The following is a 15,717-nucleotide window of genomic DNA, read 5'->3' as shown; positions in this document are numbered from 1 at the left end:
GGGGTGGGCAGGGTTAGGCCGGATGGGTGAGCCGTGCGCCTGCAAACTGGGCCAGAAGGGTCGGGTTGGATGAATCCGGGAGATTCCCATCTACCTTGCGGTGGCGGGCTTGACGCGGCGAGCGCGCCTGACGACTGCGGCGAGCTGTGTGGGTGTGGTGAGCAGTTCGGTACCGGGGGCCTCGCTCTCCCGGAGCAGGACCGAGCCGCCGACGGCGGCGACCTCGACGCAGGAGTTGCCGTCGGCGCCTCCGGAGTAGGAGGACTTCTGCCAGCAGTGCACGCTGGTCACGTCGGCTCCTTCCTTACGTGACGTATGGGCGCCGTGAGCCCGGCCCTGGTGGTCGACAGCACTCGCGACGGTTCCGCGCTCTCGCGGATTAGCAGCTCACCGTCCAAGGCGGCGACCTCGACGCACTCGTTGCCGTCGCCTGGTCCGGAGAAGGAGGACCTCTGCCAACAGGGCACGGTGATCATGTCAGCTCCTCCCGTACGTGGCGTATGAGCGCCGCAAGGGCGGCTTGGGTGACCGACAGCAACGCGGACGGTTCATCGCTCTCGCGCATCAGGACCTCGCCATTCATGACAGCCAGTTCGACGCAGGAGTTGCCGTCGGCGCCTCCGGAGTAAGAGGACTTCTGCCAGTGGATGGACTGAGCCATGGGTGCCTCACAGTTCCTTCGCCATGTGGTACATGAAGTCCCTCGACAGCGCGGGGTCGAGCGCCGCCGACTCCACTTTACGAAGAACCGTTCGCATGGCCATGAGTTGAGCCGCCGCATCAATGAAGGCTGTGCCATACGGGGTGTCTCGCTGGACCGTGTCCAGCGCGGGCACCGCGCCACCCGCGTACAACAGCGCGGCGCTGGCACCGGCGAAGCCATCGGTGTCGAAGGGAATCACGCGAATGGTGATGTTCCGACGCTCCGACTGCCGGAGCAGTTCATTCAGTTGCGCCAATGCCGCACCCCGGTCAGCAACGCGCGTCCGCAGTACGGATTCATGAATCACGGCTTCGTAGTCGACCGCACCGTCTCGGGTGATGACAGTCCTGCGTCGCATTCGATGCTCGACCCGAGGCTCCAGCTCGCTTATGGGCAGCTCCGGAACCCAGTATGCGAACACCGCGCGGGCGTAGTCCTTGGTTTGCAGCAGACCCGGCACGTGCGCAGTACTGATATCCCTCAGGAACCGTGCATGGTGCTCCAGCTCCGCCAAGTCCAAGAACCCCGGCGGCAGTACCCCTCGGTACTCCTCCCACCATCCCTGCGTACGGTCGGTCGCCATCGCCACGAGCGCTTCGATCAACTCTGCGTCAGCGCAAGCGCAGTGCGCGGCGAGCCTGCGTACGCGCTCCTCGCCGACAGCCGAATTGCCAGCCTCTATCTGACTCATCTGGGCTGAACTCGTACCCAAAACTTCCGCCACTTCTCGGGCGGCGATTCCTGCGGCCTCCCGCAATTTGCGCAGCTCAGCGCCCAAGCGCACCTGGCGGGCAGTGGGCAGGTTTCTGGCTGTCATGCCGTTCGTGTCCCCTCAACGACCGTGAGTGGGGGCCGGGTTGGCAGACCCCGTTCGGGTGCCAGATTACGCGAACGACTTGCGCAGGGCAAAATTTTTACCGTACGGTCAGTGACGCGTCGCGCACGCAGCGATACCCGGGACCCCGGAAGCGCACCGCCCCGTCATGCCATGACGGCCGCGCCACTGCCACCGCCCGCAGACCGCCGCGCACCCCGATCCCCACCCCCTCACGGGAGTTCCGCATGCTCGAAAACGACAACGAGCCGTGGGAGTACACCCTCTACGTCCCCCACGACCCCCGCGCCGTCCCCATCGGCCGCCGCACCCTGCGCCTCATCCTCACCGCCCACGGCCTGACCCACCTCATCGACGCCGCCGAACTCCTGGCCACCGAGCTGATCAGCAACGCCCTACGCCACACCAAAGGCCCCGCCGCACTCCGTCTGCGCTGGGCGGGACGTATGCTCCGCATCGGCGTATGGGACGCCGACCCCACCCGCACCCCCACTCCACACCCCCACAGACGCCGAACAGGGCCGCGGCCTCACCCTCATCCGGACCTGCGCCGTACCCCCTCACCACCACCGGCGACACCGGCAAATACATCTGGTGCGAACTCGCCACGGCATAGGCATAGGCATAGGCCCCCGGCCTGCGCATGGGCCGGGTTCAGCCTCCTGTGTTCGCGCATTCGCTGTTGTCGCCGCCACTGCGGCAGCCCACTTCGCCGGTGAACGCGGGAGCGGGATCGGGGTGACGGAGCCTGTCCTCATGTTGCTGAACCGCCACCCCGCCGAAAACAGCCACCACCACGAAGACGGCCATGAAGCACTGGGTCCACGCTGTCACCACGGCACGGGACCGGGACGCGATCACAGCCGCCACCAACGCCAGGGCCCCGATCACACCGGCGGCGACCAGATAGCTCCACAACCGGTCGGCTTCCACCGTTGTGCCCGGGTCGAGGCTGAACGCCGACAACATCCAGATGCCGAAAATCAGCAGCACGGCAAGGACTTCCAGGAACAGCAGCCCCAGGGCAGCCCCCACGTCGGCGCCCCGACCGGCGCGAGGCGTTTCTGAGGCGTCGAAGGCCACGGGCGCGGAGGGAAGGTCCATACCCGCAAGCCTGGCTCCCGGAATAGAGCCACACATGAGTACGAATACTCAGGGGGCGAGGGGGCGCGGATGACCTCCTAGTCGTAGACAACCGACCACGGGCGTCGGGGCGGCCCGTCCGGCGCGCGCGGGCTGCCGTCGCGGCGCAGGGCAGTCGTACCGCCGCGAGCGAGTACGTCGGCGGCGAGCTCGGCGAAGTGGGGAGCGGCCGGTTCGGCGTCCTTCCGCTGGCTGGGCACCTCCGGGTGGCGTATCGACGTCGACGGCCGGACCGTGCTCTTCGACCCCTACCTCACCCGGTTCAAGACCGGCCTGTTCGCCGGCGCCTTCAACGCCCGTACGAAGCTGAGCACCGCCCCCACGTTGATACGGGAACACATCGGCCTCCCCGAAATCGTCCTGGTCAGTCACTCCCACTGGGACCACATCGCCGATGTGCCGTACATCGCCAAGTCCACCGGCGCCCGGATCATCGGTACCGGGACCACCTTCCACCTGCTGGTCGCGTTCGGTGTCGACCCGGCCCAGATCTCGGTGGTGAAGGGTGGCGAGGTGCTGGACTTCGGCGGACTCACCGTCGAGGTCGTGGCGAGCCTGCACAGCCGCAACAAGCGGCACTCCTATTTCGCCCCGGGCACGCCGAACGCGCCGCCCGCGGCGGTCCCGATGACCATCTCCGACCTGCCGGAGGGCGACACGCTCGCCTTCCAGATGAGGGCGGGGAACGGTGGCCCGTCGGCGTTCCTGATGGGCGCCGGCGACTTCTCCGAGCAGTCCGCGAAGGGACTCCACCCCGATCTCGCGATGGTCGCGGTGCCGTCCAGCGCCGCCACGCACGACTATGTGCCCCGGCTGCTGCGGGCACTGGGCGGACCCGGCGTCGTCGTGCCGGTCCACTGGGACAACTTCGAGGAGCCGCTGAGCGAGCCCCCGGCGCCCCGACCCGGCGATGGACCTGGGTGCGTTCATCGCCCAGGTCCAGCGGGAGTCTCCGGCGAGCCGGATCGTCGTCCCGGATTACCGCACGACGTACGGAGCGGACATGCGGCCGAGGCGCTGACCGCCGTACAGGATCGGAACGATCCAGTGCACCTTCGGGGGCCGGTACGAGATGTCATGTCAGGTCGTATGCTCGTCGGCTATGGGAGACGCTCCGCACAAGGTCAGCGAATGGCACCAGGGACGCGACCCGCAGCGCCGGAAGATCGGGGTGCTCGGCTGGGCGTTGCTGGTCCTGCTCATGGTCGCGGTGTTCACCCTGGGGCCGCGCTGACTCAGGACCCGGCGATGAGGCCGCCCGGCACAGCGAGGCCCAGGGTGTCAAGGATCAGGCGAAGTAGGCTCCTGCCTATGGGCGCGTTCTTGCCGTTCTTGATCATGGTTGCGGTCCTTGCCGCTGTCCTGGGCTTCTTCGCGTGGCTGGCATCACGTATTCGTCGCCGGGGCCTCGCAGGCGGGGCCATGAGTGCGGCCTTGGCCTCATACGAGGAGGCGTTCCGTATCACGGCTTACGAATCTCACGTTGAGATCCGAGCTCAAGCGGAACGCAAGGCGCCGATCCTGTCGCCTGACGATCACTGGGGGCGAAGCCCTGGCGAGGCCGGTCCTGCGGGGGCAGAGGACCGTCTTCAGCCGCGTCCTCGCCGGTCACGACGGGGGCTTGGCCGCTGGCTCAATCGGCGGCTGAGGCGCGGTCGCTGACCAGTGGGCACAGTGCTGTTGGTTGCCTCGCACGCTGTCCCGGCGGAGGGACGCGTCGGTGGGCAGTACGGGCCCCAGCGCGGGGAGCGCGCTCACCCCGCACGACTGGGTTCGCCGGCAAGGAAGCGGGAACGGCTGGGTTCGCTGTCAAACGCCTCGCTTGGACGACAGCGGTCAAAGGCCGCCCGGACATGACCGCGCAGCGGCGATGTACTAGAGTTATCTCGACATCGAGATATCTGCCGAAGGGCGCACCACAGCCGCCACCGGTAAGGGCTGCCTAACTAAGCCTTACCTTAGCGGATGGCCGCGGAGCCGTGGCGGCAGGCTGCGTAGAACGCGCACCCATTCATGAAGGAGACTGTCGTGTCGGCGAACAGCTTCGACTCCCGCGCCACGCTGCGCGTGGGCGACGAGTCGTACGAGATCTTCAAGCTGGACAAGGTCGAGGGCTCCGCGCGCCTCCCTTACAGCCTGAAGGTGCTGCTGGAGAATCTGCTCCGCACCGAGGACGGCGCGAACATCACCGCCGACCACATCCGGTCCATCGGCAACTGGGACTCCCAGGCTCAGCCGAGCCAGGAGATCCAGTTCACCCCGGCCCGTGTGATCATGCAGGACTTCACCGGTGTGCCCTGTGTCGTGGACCTCGCCACCATGCGTGAGGCCGTGAAGGAGCTCGGCGGCGACCCCGCGAAGATCAACCCGCTGGCCCCCGCCGAGCTGGTCATCGACCACTCCGTGATCGCCGACAAGTTCGGCACCAACGAGGCCTTCGCCCAGAACGTCGAGCTGGAGTACGGCCGCAACAAGGAGCGCTACCAGTTCCTGCGCTGGGGCCAGACCGCCTTCGACGAGTTCAAGGTCGTCCCGCCCGGCACCGGCATCGTCCACCAGGTCAACATCGAGCACCTCGCCCGCACCGTCATGGTGCGCAACGGCCAGGCGTACCCCGACACGCTCGTCGGCACCGACTCGCACACCACCATGGTCAATGGCCTGGGCGTGCTGGGCTGGGGCGTCGGCGGCATCGAGGCCGAGGCCGCGATGCTCGGGCAGCCGGTCTCCATGCTCATCCCGCGCGTCGTCGGCTTCAAGCTGACCGGTGAGCTTCCCCCCGGCACCACCGCCACGGACCTCGTCCTCACCATCACCGAGATGCTGCGCAAGCACGGCGTCGTCGGCAAGTTCGTGGAGTTCTACGGAGAGGGCGTCTCCGCCACCTCCCTCGCGAACCGCGCCACCATCGGCAACATGTCGCCGGAGTTCGGCTCGACCGCCGCGATCTTCCCGATCGATGCGGAGACCATTAAGTACCTGAAGCTGACCGGCCGTCCCGCGCAGCAGCTCGCGCTGGTCGAGGCGTACGCCAAGGAGCAGGGCCTCTGGCTCGACCCGGCCGCCGAGCCCGACTTCTCCGAGAAGCTGGAGCTCGACCTCGCCACGGTCGTCCCCTCGATCGCCGGCCCGAAGCGCCCGCAGGACCGCATCGTCCTCGCCAACGCCGCCGAGCAGTTCAAGCTGGACGTACGCAATTACGTCGACGACGCCGACGAGGCGGGCAAGGAGTCCTTCCCGGCCTCCGACGCCCCGGCCACGACCAACGGCGTGCCGAGCCGGCCTACCTTGGTCACGGCCCCCGACGGTTCGACGTACGAGATCGACCACGGCGCCGTCACCGTCGCCGCGATCACCTCCTGCACCAACACCTCAAACCCGTACGTCATGGTCGCCGCCGCGCTGGTGGCCAAGAAGGCGGTCGAGAAGGGCCTGACCCGCAAGCCGTGGGTCAAGACCTCCCTCGCCCCGGGCTCCAAGGTCGTCACCGACTACTTCGACAAGGCGGGTCTCACCCCCTACCTCGACAAGATCGGTTTCAACCTCGTCGGCTACGGCTGCACCACCTGCATCGGCAACTCCGGCCCGCTGCCGGAGGAGGTCTCCAAGGCCGTCAACGAGCACGACCTCGCGGTGACCGCCGTCCTCTCCGGCAACCGCAACTTCGAGGGGCGCATCAACCCCGACGTCAAGATGAACTACCTGGCGTCCCCGCCGCTGGTCGTCGCGTACGCCATCGCCGGTTCGATGCGGGTGGACATCACCAAGGAAGCCCTGGGCATCGACCAGGAGGGCAAGCCGGTCTACCTCCAGGACATCTGGCCGACCGAGGCCGAGGTCAACGACGTCGTGGCCAACGCCATCGGCGAGGACATGTTCAACAAGTCCTACCAGGACGTCTTCGCGGGCGACGCGCAGTGGCAGGCGCTGTCGATCCCGACCGGCAAGACCTTCGAGTGGGACCCGCAGTCCACGTACGTGCGCAAGCCCCCGTACTTCGACGGCATGACGATGGAGACCACCCCGGTCTCGGACATCACCGGCGCCCGCGTGCTGGCCAAGCTGGGCGACTCGGTCACCACCGACCACATCTCCCCGGCCGGTGCGATCAAGGCCGACACCCCGGCCGGTCAGTACCTCACCGAGCACGGCGTCGAGCGGCGCGACTTCAACTCCTACGGCTCGCGCCGCGGCAACCACGAGGTGATGATCCGCGGCACCTTCGCCAACATCCGGCTGCGCAACCAGATCGCGCCGGGCACCGAGGGCGGCTACACCCGCGACTTCACCGTCGAGGGCGGCCCGGTGTCGTTCATCTACGACGCCTCGCAGAACTACCAGGCCGCGGGCATCCCGCTGGTCGTCCTGGCGGGCAAGGAGTACGGGTCCGGCTCGTCCCGCGACTGGGCGGCCAAGGGCACCGCGCTGCTGGGCGTCCGGGCCGCCATCGCCGAGTCGTACGAGCGCATCCACCGCTCGAACCTCATCGGCATGGGCGTCCTGCCGCTGCAGTACCCGGAGGGCGCCACCGCCGCGTCCCTCGGTCTGACCGGCGAGGAGACCTTCTCCTTCACCGGCGTGACCGAGCTGAACAACGGCACCACGCCGCGTACGGTCAAGGTCACCACCGACACCGGTGTGGAGTTCGACGCGGTCGTGCGTATCGACACCCCCGGTGAAGCGGACTACTACCGCAACGGCGGCATCATGCAGTACGTGCTGCGCAGCCTGATCCGCAAGTAGGCACGCGGGCACGGCAGTAACACGGAAGGGCCGCACTCCTCAACGAGGAGTGCGGCCCTTCCGCTTACCGATGGCCTTGCGCGACCGCTCCCTACGTCGTACCGGCGGTCGCTGTTCTCAGGGCACGATCTCGATGGCGACGCCGTACTCCTCCTGGAGGAATCGCGCGAGCTCCTCCTCTGCTCGTGCCGGTACGACCAGGCTCCACCACTCGTCTTCTGGCGGGCGGTGCGGGCCGTTCCTGAACGGGAGGCGCACCGTGGCGACGCGGCGGAATCTGTCGTCCATCTCGTGCACGGCGTCGCGGAATCGGGCGTATCCGTCGAGCGACGCCAGTACGGGGTCGCGCAACGCCAATTCGATGGAGCCCCGGATCCGTACGTCGGAGAAGTAGTCGGCGAAGGGCTGGTCGTATCCCGTCTCGCAGGAACGGACGAACCCGCGCCACAACGCGAGGGCACGGGCCGGTGACACCACTCCGCGGCGGTTGCGGCGCTGGATCTCCTCGTACGTTTCGATGAATTCCTTGCTCATGGTTCTCTCCGGGCCGGATGTTCGGGGACGGGCGGGCGCGCCCCTGTGGGACAAAGGCGCGCCCGGAAGTGTCAGTCAAGCAGTCGGGCCCCCGCGTGCTTCAACTGATCCATGAAGTAATCCTCCAAGGGCCCCTCATCCCGCGGCCGGAAGAAGGTCTCGATAATCTTTCCGTCCCGCAAGATACCGAAGTATCCGGTCTCGTAGTCGACCCGGAAGATCCTGCTGGCGGTGACGATGTCCCCGGACCGTGCGCCACCGGACATGAAATCGGCAGCGGCCTTCTTGTATGCGGCGAAGCCGCCGCGTCCGTTGAACTCCGGCATGTCAGGACGATGCCAGGGGTGCTGTCCGGTGTAGTTCCCCCTGCCGTTCAATATGACGCCGAAGGAATGCTTGAGGTAGTGGTTCAGTGCCGACCGGGCCGAGTTGAAGACCCCGGTCCCGCAGGACGCCGCGGTAACCGATGCCACCATCGCGGTGCGCTGCATGGAGTCCGAGGAAGCCGTCCGCGCCAGCGGGCAAACCTTGCCCCACGGGATGCGGGCCGCGATGTCCTCGAACCACCCGGTGAGCTTGTTGCCCCACTTGGCGAACTTGACCGCGCTGGCGCCGTACCCGAGGAAGGGAACCATTGAGGCGCAGGACAGGCCCGCGTTGCCCCATTCCCCGTCCCAGGCGTACCAGGCGCAGTTCGCGCCGTCTGCGACCTCACCGAATCCCGGGACCAGACCCACGACGTCGAGGAGGAAGTGACCGCCTTCTTTGGAGAAGATGTCGTCCAGCGTGACTTGGGAAACTGCTCCCAGGAGCCCCTTTAGGACAGCGTCGGAGAGAGACTCGCGCCGCTTCTGTGCCTCCGCGTGGTATCGGGCGAGGGCTTCGGCGGCCTCTGCCCGCTGCTTGTTGATGGTGATTTTCAGGGCATCGTTCGCGGCCTTGCCGGCCTCTACGGCGTCCTTGCCCGCAGCGAGTGCCGAGGCCCGGGCCTCAGTCGCCGCGGCCCAGGCGTCGTCGGCGGAGCTGCGCGCCCATAGGGCCGAGGACTCGGCGTCGGCCGCGGAGTCGGTGGCGCGGCGGGCGGCGTTCTGTGCGTCCGCCTCGGCCGCGCGTGCGGCTCGGGCCGATTCGGCGGCCCTGGCGGCGGAGGCCTCCGCCTCGGTTGCGGACTGGCGTGCCTGATCGGCGTAGCCCTCGGCATCCTTGGCAGAGTTCGCGGCCTGGATGGCGGCGGCGTCTGCCTCCTCGGCTGCCTGGCGGGCGATCGCCGCGACCTTCGCGGCTTCGTAGGCCTTCTCCTGCGCTGTGGCAGCGACTCCGGCGGCCTCGGCGATGAGCTGCTGGACTTGGGCGATATGGGTGGCGGAGAGGCCGTCCTTGCGGTGTGAGGTGAACTGTCCGGTCTCGATGAAGGAGTGCAGCAGCTCGGGCGGACCTTCGAGGGCGATCCGGGCGGCGGCCCGCACTTCGGGTGTTCCGTTGCTCAGGAGCTGCACTGCGCGGACGCGTTCGTCGGCCTCCCGCGCCCTGTGCTGCCCTGTGGCCAGGAAGTCCAGGATTTTATCGGCGGAGTTGGCGTCCAGCGCGGCTTGACCGGCTTCTTTGACGCCGCGTCCGCCGGTGCTCATGACCTGGACGATGTTGACGCGGTAGTCGGTGAGAGCTGCTTCGTGCCGGCCCTTCTCCAAGAATGCGGTGATCGTGGTGGCGTCGCCCTTGAGGGCCTGCTCCGCGGCGGAGTGGACGGCGGTGGACGTGGCGTCGTAGGCGAGGGCCTCGACGCGGGCGTGGTCGTCCTGCTGGGAGGCTTCCTTCCAGCCTGTACGCACGTACGGGACGATGTCCTGGTCCGAGCCGGCCAGGGCCACTTCTGCGGCCGTACGGCTCCACGGACCGCGGGTCTTCATCGCCAGCACCGCCAGGCGGCGGCCCTTGTCGGCGACGACCTTGACGTCGGCGTCCGGGGAGGCCGCTTCGGCGGCCAGGCGTACGGCCTCGGCGTCGAGATCCTTGACCTCCTGGGCCGCGCGGGCGGCGGCCGCCTTCTCCTCGCCGCTCTGTGCCTTGAGGTCCTGGGCCTGGGCGATGGCCGTGGCGGTGCGTGCCGCCAGTTCGGCGGCTTCGATCTCACGAGCCAGGGTGAAGGTGGTGCGCGCCTTGTCCACCGCGTTGGTCGCGACATCCGCGGCAGCCTTGGCCGCTGCGGCGTGTGCGGCGGATTCCTTGGCTGCCGTGGCGGCGTCACCGGCGTGTTGGGCCGCCGCATCGGCGGCCGTGGCCGCGTTCTCGGCGTGCTGAGCCGCGGAATTGGCATAGTCGCGGGCCTGGTAGGCGGCCGTCGCGGCCCGGCCCGCCAGAACCTGCGCCGTGTTGGCGGCGCGGGTGGCCTCGGCGGCCTGGCTGCGCGCCCGGGCGGCGGCGGCCCTGGCCTCGGCGGAGCTCGCACCGGCCTGGTCGGCGTACCCGCTCGCCGCCTCGGCGGCGATGGCGGCGAGGACGGCGTCGCTGCCGGCGGCGGAGGCGGACTGGGCCGCGACACCGGCCGCCTTGGCGGCGAATCCCGCCATGTCGGCGGCCTGGGCGGCCAGACGGGCACCCTTGGCTGCGTTGCGTGCGGTCTCAGCGGCCTGGCGCGCGGCACCGGCGTTGGCCGCGTTGGTGGCGGCATTTGCGGCGGCACCTCGGGCGACGGATGCGGCCTCGGCGGCGCCTGCGGCAGCGGCGGCGGCCTGCGCGGCTGCGTTCGCCGCGATGCGTGCAGAGGAGTTCGCGGCGCGTGAGGCATCGATGGCCTGCTGCGCGGCGTGTGCCGCGCCGGTGGCCGCATCGGCCGCCCGCTTGGCAGCGGCGGCCGCGTTCAGGGCGTCGTCCTTGGCGGCTTCAGTCTCGTCCCTGGCCGTCTCGGCTGCCTTCTTGGCGAGCGCCGACGCGGCGACGGCACGCTCGGAGGCCTCCGTGGCCGCCTCAGTCTCGGCGGCTGCCAAGCGGCCGGCCTCCTGCGCCTGTTTGGCGAGCTGGGCGACGGTGGCCTGCTCTTGGTCCCGTCCCCGCGCGGTGTACTGGCCCACTTCGAGGAATTCGCGTACGTCTTCGATAGTCCCGTTCAGGGCGACCTTGGCGGCCGCTCGGGTCGCCGCCCCGCCCGTGCTCATGATCTGCACGAGCTGGACCCGGTCGTCGGCGTCCCTGGCGGCGAACTGTCCCTCGTCAAGGAATTCGCGTACGTCCTCGGCAGAGCCGTTGAGCGCGGCCTTGCCGGCCTTCTGGACACCGGGGCCGCCGGCGCTGAACAGCTGTACCACCCGGACGCGCTGATCCTGCTCGAGAGGAGCGCGCCAGCCGTCCCTCAAAAACGCTTCGAGCGCCTCGGCGCTGTTGGTGGCAAGCGCCTGCTGCGCGGCTGCACGTACGGCTCGGCCGCCCATTCCGAACATCTGGACCGTGTTCACGCGATCGTCATGCAGACTGACGCTTTGTAAACGCTTGGTCAGGAAGTCGCTGATGTCCTGGTCGGTGCCCATGAGGGCGACCTCGGCGGCCGCCTTGACTCCGGGACCGGCGGTCTTCCACAGTTCGACGACGCGGCCTCGGTCCGTGGCCGGAATCGCACTTGCGACGTTGTCGTCGCTCACCGGTTCGTCCGCAAAGGCCGGAGTCGAACCCAGGAGCCCCACGACCATGGTCAGGGGCAGCAGGGGGAGTGCCAGGGCGCGTATGGAGCGCGCGACGGCCCGCCATGCTCCATTTCTTCGGTAATTCGGTCTCAAGGCATGACCTCTCTCATCTCATTGCCGTCTCGGCTGCCAACAGTCAGCCAACCTTTCGGGCACGGCCCGCATTTGGTTGATGCGATCATGTTCACGGTGGCGTAGCTCATTCGACTGGCCGCCTCCATGCGGCTCGCGCTCGGGGCGGAAGCGACCGGGCACGCAAGCGGTCAGCGGCCAACAGGCTGCTCGTCCAGGCCATGGCAGCAAGACCACCCGGGCTCCAGCACAGGACGACCGCCGTTTGGCGGCTCTGTGGTTCAGTTGGTGCCTCGGATGGGTTTTGGACTCCTGGAGGGTGGTGCCGCCTTGGGCCTTACGGTCTGGCGGCGTCAGCCGGTGACGCGGAGTTCGACCAGCATGGTGGGCGCGCCGACGCTGCCCTCGCCGACGTCCTTGAGTGTGTCCTTGGCCACGCTCACCGTCTGGGTCTTGCCTCCGGCGGTGAGTTCCGCGCTGATGGGGCGGTCGGTGGTCTGCAGGGCGAACACCTCGGGTATTTCCACGGTGAGATAGCCGCTGGTGCCGGTGGCCTGGAAGCAGAACTGGGAGCCCTCGTCGCCCACGCGGGACCAGATCTGGATCTGGTTGGCCGTCCCGTCGCAGTGGGCGACCAGGATGCGGCCGTCGCCGCGGAAGACCTTCAGCCCACGCTCCTGGAGGATCTTTGCCGCGCCAGGGTAGTTGAAGTCCTCGATCGCAGCCGGCGGCGCCTCGTCGGCGGCCGCCTGCACACGGACTTGAGCCTGCGCCGGGTTGCTTCCGGGGGTCGCGGCGCCGGCGACGGCGAACGCGCCGGCCGCCAGAGCGACGGTGGCTGTGCCGGTGAGTGCGACGCGCAGCAGTCCGTGAGAGCGAGATATCACAGGGGAGTCCCTTCACATGACGAGGCGGAGCCCAGCCAACGGGCTCCGCCTGTGAATATAGATAAGAAGATTGTGAAGGGAAGTTATCTCTTTGTGCGAGCCATGCCAAGGTGAGCGGGGCCACAAACGCGGCTGCGATGCAGCGGAATCCGCCCCTCCGCAGACCACGTCCGACGAACGCACCGTCCAATGCGTACGACCGGGTCTGACTGGGTATCATGCGCCGCGCTTGGGCCTACCTGTCAACGTGGGCCTGAGCTGCCATTCGTAGGATCCGGGGACCCTGGGGAATTCTGGGTATGGCGGTGCGCTTGTTGCAGTTTGGTGGCTCAAAGAACTTGGCTGACCGGAGCGTTACGTTGCCGAATAATTGGTGGATACCAGCGTATGAGCGGACGGGAGTTCGGCGACATCAGGGTCAACTCTGCGTGCCCTCTGTAGGTCGCAGACGAGGGGATTCCACCGTGTGACGCGCGACACACTTGGAGGGTGATCGCCTGAGTTACCCTTCACTGGCGCAGGCTTGACTACAATCAGCTGTGCGGGGAGGGCATGGTTCCGAAGGGCAAGGATTTCGGGCTTTGGCGTCACCGCGTACTGCCCGGAAGGACCCTTCGGTGACATTTCGCGTTGGCCAGCGCTTATTTGTCGGCCTCATTGGCAACCTCGCCTTCCTGGCCGGGCTGTCTACCCTCGCCTATGCTGGGCTTCCGCGTCGCCGGGCGCCGTCAGCCGCTTGCGATCGAAGACTCCGCCTACGCGAACGGCGCGCGGATCCTTGCGGACAAGGGAATTCTTTTGAAGAAGGGCGATGGCAACCTTCTGCTGGCCGAGTGCGGCCAGACGGCAGATCAGATAAAGGAATTAACCGTCAAGAGTGCTTCGGCGGGCCGGGGCGACGTCTACCGTTTCCAGGCCATCACTATGACCGGTTATCTGGCGCTGGAACTTTCCCGGGCATTCGCCCTGGATACCGTGGAAAGCTCAATCAGCGTCGACCTGACCGCCAATGGCACGACCACCACCGTGTAGGAGCCCAAGGATGGGCTCCGATTCCACTAGCTGTCGCTGTTGGCCTCTCACAGATGCCCTGGCTGCCGCCGCCAAGGGGCGGACGACGCGATCTCGCCGACCACGATCGAGGGTTTCTCCTGCCGGGGGGCGGGGTTCCGGAGGTACGGACTCGAGCCTGTGGGATGAAGGCGTCGTCGGCGGTCCCCGGTCGAATCGGGTCGACCGCACGATCGGCGCAGCGCCGGTCGTATTAGCGTCATTTGTTCTCATGTTGGGGAATTGAGGAAAGATATGTCTGGCATACGTCCACGCTCCGCGTGGATTCCCGGTCTTCTTGCCGTTGCTTGGCCGCCGGTCTGACCGCGGCCGCTCCCGTTCAGGCAGCCGTCGGTGAGCCCGTCGCGGATGGTGCTCACAAGTACACCGTGAAGCTCCACATCGGGGACGGCTTGCGCACCTGCAGCGGCACGCTGGTCGACGCGCGGTGGGTGCTGACGGCGGCAAGCTGCTTCGCCGCCGACCCGTCGAAGGACTTTACGATTCCCGCGGGTCCGCCCGTGCTGGAGACCGTTGTCAGTACCACCGCCGCCCGGCCGCCCGTATGGGACAAGGTGGACGTGGTGGAACTCGTACCGCATCCGGACCGCGATTTGGTCATGGCCCGTATGGGTTGGAAAACCTGGGAATATCTGGCTCCGGCCTTCCCCGACGCGGCACAGTCCGGGGTCGCCGCCACAGCTCCCGCGCCAGGTGACCAGCTGCGCTTCGTCGGCTTCGGACGAACCAAGACGGAGTGGGTGCCGGACAAGGCGCACACGGGTGTCTTCGGCGTCGACACCGCCGAGAGGGTGCCACCATTGGCATCTCCGGCAGTTCACCGGCCGCCGCGTCGATCTGCAAGGGCGACACCGGTGGGCCGCTGCTTCGCGAGAAGGACGGCCGGACCGAGCTGGTCGCCGTGGCCACCCGGTCTTGGCAGGGCGGCTGCTTCGGCGAGGACGAGACCCGTACGGGAGCGCTCGCGACCCGGGTCGACGACGCCTTTGACTGGGTTCAGCAGACCCGGATGAAGAACAAGACCTCGTCTGTCGCAGACCAGATGACCACCGCCGACTTCAACGGCGACGGACGTTCGGACGTCGCTGCGATCCTCGCCGACGAGTCCCTGCGGGTCTTCTATGGCAGGCCCGACGGCGGCCTCCAGTACGGCCGCGAGCTGTGGCACGACAGGACCTGGGAAAAGAAGAAGATCATCGGCGGGGACTTCAACGGCGACGGTTTCGCCGACATCGCCGCCTTCAACAACGCGGGCGGTCTCCATCTTTACCCTGGCACCGGTCACACCGGCAACCTGGGCACCGCTAAGCCCATGTGGAACGACAATAGCTGGGACGCGTCCCTGCCGATCGCCCGCTACCGCGCGAACGGCTCGAACCGCGACAGCCTGATCGTGCAGACCGCCGACCGCCTGCTGTATATGTACCCGAGCAACGCCGACGGGTCGCTGGGCAACCGACGCGCGATGGTCAACGACCCGTCGTGGACCAAGGAGCACATCACAGCTGGCGACTTCAACGAGGACGGCCGTGACGACCTCGTCGCTGTCGCCGCCAACGGCGCGTTGCACGTGTACCACGGCAACGTCAACGGTTCGTTCGACGCGGCCCGTTCCATGTGGAAGGACACCTCGTGGAGCAATATGGCGTCGATTCACAGCGGTGACATCAACGGTGACGGCAACGCCGACGTGCTCGGCCGCGGGGCCGACAGGACGCTGACCAGCAGGCTGCGGATCTCCTGGAACTCACTCTCCCCGAAGTATTCCTTGCTGCGCTCAGAATTCCTCCAGACGATCTCCACTGGCCTCTCTACATCCGTAGAAAGGCGATCCCACAGGGCATTCAAGTTGGCTCCATAGAAGGGGCCAAAATCGAGCGCCTCAGACAAGATCCTGTGCAGATCTTCCTCGGTGTGAACGTTTACGCCGTCGATCTCCACCCTCATAGAGTTAACTTCCAGTTAGGTATCTTGTAGAAGCTCTTGTAGTGATTACTGGTCATGTACGCGAGCCATCGTTCGAGTAGAGCAATCTCGTGCCCGGCTGCTTCGGTC

At 67.4% G+C, this 15,717-nt stretch carries 12 protein-coding genes and 3 pseudogenes; 6 read left to right on the top strand and 9 right to left on the bottom strand.

What is annotated here, in order from left to right; all coding sequences use genetic code 11:
• Positions 1-90 precede the first annotated feature (90 nt).
• The 5 genes from ACIHCQ_RS29230 to ACIHCQ_RS29210 all read right to left on the bottom strand — a co-directional run bounded on the left by ACIHCQ_RS29230 (position 91) and on the right by ACIHCQ_RS29210 (position 2,621).
• The gene (locus ACIHCQ_RS29230; protein ID WP_399668671.1) at positions 91-291 is read right to left on the bottom strand and encodes a DUF397 domain-containing protein; all 201 of its coding nucleotides are present in this window, start codon (positions 289-291) and stop codon (positions 91-93) included.
• On the bottom strand, positions 288-476 hold the full coding sequence (locus ACIHCQ_RS29225) for a DUF397 domain-containing protein (protein ID WP_399668668.1): 189 nt from the start codon (positions 474-476) through the stop codon (positions 288-290). The genes ACIHCQ_RS29230 and ACIHCQ_RS29225 overlap by 4 nt, the downstream gene beginning before the upstream one ends.
• Entirely contained in the window at positions 473-661 is a 189-nt protein-coding gene (locus tag ACIHCQ_RS29220) for a DUF397 domain-containing protein (protein ID WP_399668665.1), read from the bottom strand. Before ACIHCQ_RS29220 ends, ACIHCQ_RS29225 begins: the two co-directional genes overlap by 4 nt.
• Positions 662-668: 7 nt before the next feature.
• On the bottom strand, positions 669-1,520 hold the full coding sequence (locus ACIHCQ_RS29215) for a helix-turn-helix domain-containing protein (protein ID WP_399668662.1): 852 nt from the start codon (positions 1,518-1,520) through the stop codon (positions 669-671).
• Between the two features lie 672 nt (positions 1,521-2,192).
• Positions 2,193-2,621, bottom strand: coding sequence for a DUF6234 family protein (locus ACIHCQ_RS29210; RefSeq protein WP_399668659.1), 429 nt, complete (start codon positions 2,619-2,621; stop codon positions 2,193-2,195).
• 153 nt (positions 2,622-2,774) lie between these two features.
• On the opposite strand from ACIHCQ_RS29210, the pseudogene ACIHCQ_RS29205 reads away from it, so the two are divergent.
• The 3 genes and pseudogenes from ACIHCQ_RS29205 to acnA all read left to right on the top strand — a co-directional run bounded on the left by ACIHCQ_RS29205 (position 2,775) and on the right by acnA (position 7,424).
• Positions 2,775-3,702: pseudogene (locus tag ACIHCQ_RS29205) on the top strand (MBL fold metallo-hydrolase).
• Positions 3,703-3,783: 81 nt separating this feature from the next.
• Positions 3,784-3,915, top strand: coding sequence for a hypothetical protein (locus ACIHCQ_RS29200; RefSeq protein ID WP_399668656.1), 132 nt, complete (start codon positions 3,784-3,786; stop codon positions 3,913-3,915).
• Positions 3,916-4,709: 794 nt separating this feature from the next.
• Positions 4,710-7,424 (top strand): aconitate hydratase AcnA, encoded by a 2,715-nt coding sequence (acnA, locus tag ACIHCQ_RS29195; protein ID WP_399668653.1) that lies wholly within the window; start codon positions 4,710-4,712, stop codon positions 7,422-7,424.
• A gap of 117 nt (positions 7,425-7,541) precedes the next feature.
• Here the strand turns inward: acnA and ACIHCQ_RS29190 are convergent, their stop codons facing one another.
• The 3 genes from ACIHCQ_RS29190 to ACIHCQ_RS29180 all read right to left on the bottom strand — a co-directional run bounded on the left by ACIHCQ_RS29190 (position 7,542) and on the right by ACIHCQ_RS29180 (position 12,591).
• Positions 7,542-7,958 carry a hypothetical protein gene (locus ACIHCQ_RS29190; protein ID WP_399668650.1) on the bottom strand — a complete coding sequence of 139 codons (417 nt, stop codon included), beginning with the start codon at positions 7,956-7,958 and terminating at the stop codon, positions 7,542-7,544.
• A gap of 71 nt (positions 7,959-8,029) precedes the next feature.
• Positions 8,030-11,590, bottom strand: a complete 3,561-nt coding sequence (locus ACIHCQ_RS29185; protein ID WP_399668647.1) for an ALF repeat-containing protein — start codon at positions 11,588-11,590, stop codon at positions 8,030-8,032.
• Between the two features lie 467 nt (positions 11,591-12,057).
• A complete protein-coding gene (locus ACIHCQ_RS29180) occupies positions 12,058-12,591 on the bottom strand; it encodes a hypothetical protein (protein WP_399668643.1) in 534 nt (177 codons plus the stop codon).
• A gap of 699 nt (positions 12,592-13,290) precedes the next feature.
• On the opposite strand from ACIHCQ_RS29180, the gene ACIHCQ_RS29175 reads away from it, so the two are divergent.
• The 3 genes and pseudogenes from ACIHCQ_RS29175 to ACIHCQ_RS29165 all read left to right on the top strand — a co-directional run.
• Positions 13,291-13,623, top strand: a complete 333-nt coding sequence (locus ACIHCQ_RS29175) for a hypothetical protein (RefSeq protein WP_399668640.1) — start codon at positions 13,291-13,293, stop codon at positions 13,621-13,623.
• A 299-nt stretch (positions 13,624-13,922) separates the two neighbouring features.
• Positions 13,923-14,363 (top strand): annotated as a pseudogene (locus tag ACIHCQ_RS29170) (trypsin-like serine protease); the annotation flags it as partial.
• A 35-nt stretch (positions 14,364-14,398) separates the two neighbouring features.
• A pseudogene (locus tag ACIHCQ_RS29165) lies at positions 14,399-15,346 on the top strand (FG-GAP-like repeat-containing protein); the annotation flags it as partial.
• On the opposite strand, the gene ACIHCQ_RS29160 reads toward ACIHCQ_RS29165, so the two are convergent.
• Entirely contained in the window at positions 15,316-15,609 is a 294-nt protein-coding gene (locus ACIHCQ_RS29160; RefSeq protein WP_399668637.1) for a barstar family protein, read from the bottom strand. The pseudogene ACIHCQ_RS29165 and the gene ACIHCQ_RS29160 sit on opposite strands and share 31 nt — an antisense overlap.
• Positions 15,610-15,717: the final 108 nt, after the last annotated feature.

The organism is Streptomyces sp. NPDC052236 (assembly GCF_044548015.1).
In the GTDB taxonomy this organism is placed as follows: Bacteria; Actinomycetota; Actinomycetes; order Streptomycetales; family Streptomycetaceae; genus Streptomyces.
Note: the sequence above shows the minus strand (reverse complement) of the source record. Positions and strands in the feature narration are given on the sequence as shown.